The organism is Phytoactinopolyspora endophytica (assembly GCF_004138495.1).
Taxonomy (GTDB): domain Bacteria; phylum Actinomycetota; class Actinomycetes; order Jiangellales; family Jiangellaceae; genus Phytoactinopolyspora; species Phytoactinopolyspora endophytica.
Window position 1 is genome coordinate 197,712 of sequence record NZ_ML142850.1, and the last position, 4,035, is coordinate 201,746.

The 4,035-nt window shown below is 68.6% G+C and carries 4 protein-coding genes; all 4 read right to left on the reverse strand.

Features of this window, described 5'->3' with window-relative positions; genetic code table 11:
- Positions 1–215, reverse strand: a 215-nt coding sequence (locus ELR45_RS36865) for a hypothetical protein (protein WP_205855916.1), incomplete at its 3' end; no start/stop codon positions are given.
- A gap of 90 nt (positions 216–305) precedes the next feature.
- Entirely contained in the window at positions 306–1,580 is a 1,275-nt protein-coding gene (locus ELR45_RS04250; protein ID WP_129663719.1) for an RNA polymerase sigma factor, read from the reverse strand.
- Positions 1,577–1,933, reverse strand: coding sequence for a YciI family protein (locus ELR45_RS04255; RefSeq protein ID WP_129663721.1), 357 nt, complete (start codon positions 1,931–1,933; stop codon positions 1,577–1,579). The genes ELR45_RS04250 and ELR45_RS04255 overlap by 4 nt, the downstream gene beginning before the upstream one ends.
- Before the next feature lie 174 nt (positions 1,934–2,107).
- Positions 2,108–4,035, reverse strand: a 1,928-nt coding sequence (locus ELR45_RS04260) for an HAD-IC family P-type ATPase (protein WP_165367467.1), incomplete at its 5' end; no start/stop codon positions are given.

Consider the following 4,035-nt stretch of genomic DNA (forward strand, 5'->3'; position numbering starts at 1 on the left):
GCGCTGAAGCCCTGATGCGAACCCGGCTTGTGCTGCTGGCCGATGATGCCATCGTGGGCACCTTGAACGATGTGGTGCTCGGCGTACTCCCGGCCACTGAACTCTCCGTCGCCGTCCGAGTCGTTGCAGGGACCGGCCTGGTGAGCAGAGGCAACTCCGGCGGAGCCAAGCAGTAGCGCAGCCGAGACGAACACTGTCGAGACGAGCTTCTTCATGACGCTTCCCTTCCACGTGCGTACGGATCGGTCTACGTTGATACGAACGCTGAACGGAAATGGATTGCCTTGCGGTCCGATTTCTCTGTTCTATGCCCCGGGCGACAAGCGCCCCAAACGCTCAGAGAGAAAATCTCGCTCAACATCGTTCTCGGCGAGGTCCAGGGCCTGCCGATAGGAGGAGGCGGCGGCTTCGGCGCGTCCTAACCGTTGCAGCAGATCCGCCTTGATCGCCGGCAGATAGTGATAGCGGGAGAGCTGCTTCTCCTGCTCCAACTGCTCGACGACACGCAACGCCGCTTCAGGGCCCGACACCATCGACAGCGCCACGGTCCGGTTCAGCGCTACGACCGGTGATGGCCAGGTAGACAATAGCTCGTCGTACAGGTTCAGGACCTGACTCCAGTCCGTCTGCGCATAGGTGGGCGCCGCGGCATAGAGCCAAGCGATCCTGGCCTGCAACTCATAGCGTCCTCGGTATGTCCGGCTGCTCGACGTCAGCAGATCATCTGCTTCGGCGATCGCGTCGTGATCCCAACGCGACCGGTCCTGGTCCTCTAGACGCAGGAGGCGCCCGTCGGCGTCGACCCGAGTCGCGCGGCGTGCGTCGGTCACGAGAAGAAGGGCGAGAAGGCCGAGCACCTCTGGCTCGTCCGGCATCAGCGAGCGCAACAACCGGGCCAGCTGCAACGCCCGGTCAACGAGATCGTTGCGCGCAAGCGACGGGCCCGTTGGCGCGGTATGGCCGGTGGTGAAGACCAGATGGATCACGCCGAGCACCGCTTTCAGGCGATCCGGGAGCTCGGCGGCGGTCGGTACTCGGAACGGGATGCGCGCGGCGGAGATCTTCTTCTTCGCTCGGTTCAACCGTGCGGCCATCGTGCTCTCGGAGACGAGGAACATACGGGCGACGTCGACAGTCGAGATCCCACACACCAATCGGAGCGTGAGCGCCTGCTGGGCTTCCTGTGCCAGCGCCGGATGACAGCACATGAAGATCAGACGCAACCGCTCATCAGGTACTGCGATGTCCTCTCCGGGCTCGGGCATCGGTTCGTCGATGTCAACCTCGTCAGCCACCTCGTCCGGCTCGACCAGCAGCGGCAGCTTCGCGCGCAGCGTCCGCTCACGCCGGGCAGTGTCCACCGCACGCCGCTTGGCAATCGTGGTCAGCCAGGCGGCCGGGTTCTTCGGAATCCCATCGCGCGCCCAGCTGACCAGTGCGCTGGCGTACGCCTCCTGGACGCACTCCTCGGCAATGTCCAGATCGTGCGTGACCCGCGCTGTCGCCGCGAGCACCAAGGCCCAGTCGCGGCTATGCGCATCGGCCAGGGCTCGTCGAACGTATGCGACCGGCTCGCTCATTCCACAGCCGACCGGGCCACTCCCCAACTCTCCACCGGGCGGACCTCGACCCCACCACCGTGCTGCAAGGCAGGGTTGCCGCGGGCGATCTCAAGTGCGGAGTCGAGGTCCGCCGCCTCGATGACGCAGAAGCCGGCGATGACCTCTTTGGCGTCGATGAACGGTCCGTCCGTGACCATGTCACCGCGGATGGACGTCGCGGTCGTGCTGGGCTCGAGGGCGAACGCCGCGACCATCGCGTTGCGCTTCTCGATCTCTTTCGCATGCCGATCGTGTGCCGCCCGATCCTCCGGGCGGGGCTCGGCATCATCCGTGGGTATCTTGTCGTAGATCAGAATCGCGTACTGCGCCATGTTGGTCTCCTCCTGGTTCGCGGCGGGCTCACCTTATATATCTACGTCGAACGGCCCGCACGAAATCGACAACGCTCGACCGACATGCCGCCGAGAAAGTCATCCAACACCGCGCACTGAAATGCCCAGCACTGGCGTACCTGATTACCGCGAAGAGCTTCGCCGGATCCGCGATCATTCGCTTCGGCTTGTGCGGGACGTCGCCCCGGCCGCGGCGATCGTCCCGACGACGGCGGCGCCCAACACGATCGTCCATGCCACCGGTCCCAGCGGCGTGCCGCCGAGGAACTGGCTCAGGCCAGGCGTCTGCACGGCCACGAACAGCGCGGCGAACGACGCCACCGACGTGCCGACCACCAGCCGGCTGTGCCGCCCGATGAGCAAGGTCTGCCCCAGCTGCGTGAGGACCAGCGCCGCTAGGCCCATAGTGCCGGCGCGCTGCCGCCGCCCGGTCCACCGGCCCACCGACCACGCCAGCGTGGCACCGAGCGCCGTGGCTCCCCCGCGCACCGCCACCGCCGACTTCAGGGAGGGCCCGAGCAGCGAACCCACCGGCTCGCCGTCGTCCTCTTCGTCGTGACCGCCGGCGAGGGCGACGGCCAACGCCGGGAACATGTCGGTGAGCATGTTGACCAGCAGCATCTGCCGCGTGTTGATCGGTGCCCGGCCGGCCAGGGCGGTACCGAGCACCATGAACGCCACCTCGCCCGCGTTCCCGCCCACCAGGATCGACACGGCGTCGCGCACCCGCCGCCACAGCGCGCGTCCTTCGAGCAGGGCCTGGTGCACCTGGCGCATGTCGGCACCGCTCAAGACCAGGTCGGCAGCCGACTGGGCAGACGTCGACCGCCGCGCCCGGACCCCGATCCCGACGTCGGCGAGCCGGATCGCCGCCGCGTCGTTGATACCGTCCCCGATCATCGCCACCACCCGGCCGGCCTTCTGCATCGCCGCCACGATTTGCGTCTTCTGCTCCGGCGTGACCCTGGCGAAGACCGTGCATCCGGCGACCCGGCGGATGCGTTCCCGCTCGGTCATCTGCTCGATCTCGGCGCCGGTGAGCACGTCGCCGTTGGCGATCCCGGTCTTGGCCGCCGTCGCACGCGCGGTCTCCGGATGGTCCCCGGTGACCATGACGACGCGCACGCCCGCACCGCCCAGGTCGCGCACCGTCGCCGCCGCATCGGGTCTCGGCGCGTCCGCGATCCCGATGAAGCCGAGCAGCGTCAACTCCTCCACCAGCGGCTCGATGTCATCCGTCTCTTCTGGGAGCCCGTGCCGGCGCTCGGCCACCGCCAGCACCCGCAGGCCGTCCGCCGCAAGCTCGTCGACCATCTGAGGCGACGGCGCGTCCCGGCACAGCGGCAGCACCACCTCCGGCGCACCCTTCACCGCCAGCACCGCACCGTCGTCGTCGATGTGCCCGAGCGTCGCCGAGTACCCCCGCTGCGTCTCGAACGGAAGCTCGGTCACCGGTTTCCAGCCGTCACGGTGCACGTCGCCCGCGGACTCGGCGCTCTCCAGCACCGCTCGATCGGTGGCATGCGGCACCGCCTTGACCTGCTCGGGCCGTACGTCCGGGCAGGCATGGCCGGCTGCCGCGAGCAGCGACCGAGCAGCCGGGTCGTCGGAATCGAGGTCCGTCTCGGCGGAAGCCAGCCGGGTGACGCGCAGCTTTCCTTCGGTGAGTGTGCCGGTCTTGTCGAAGCACACGACGTCGACCCTGCCGAGCGCCTCCAGCGCCCGCGACGCCCGCACCAGCGTCCCCTGCCGAGACAGCCGACGAGCCCCGCCTGTCTGGGCGACCGTCGCCACCAGCGGCAGACCCTCGGGAACCGCCGCTACCGCCACCGAGACCCCGGCCGCGACCGCCTCTCGCACGGGCATGCCCCGCAGCAGCCCGATCCCGGTCACCGCCGCACCGCCGATCGCCGTCGCCGGGAGCGCCTTCCTGGTGACCTCGTGCAGTCTGGCCTGCACACCGCCGGGCCGTGGAGCACCCCTTGCGGCGCCTGCCGCGCGGCCGGCTTCCGTCGCCGGCCCGGTAGCGACGACGACCGCATACGCCGAACCCGCGAGCACGCTCGTTCCGTCGAACACCA

Coding starts and splice junctions, on each gene's coding strand:
- ELR45_RS04255 (WP_129663721.1), bottom strand. CDS start 1,933: ATGGCGCAGTACGCGATTCTGATCTACGACAAGATACCCACGGATGAT.
- ELR45_RS04250 (WP_129663719.1), bottom strand. CDS start 1,580: ATGAGCGAGCCGGTCGCATACGTTCGACGAGCCCTGGCCGATGCGCAT.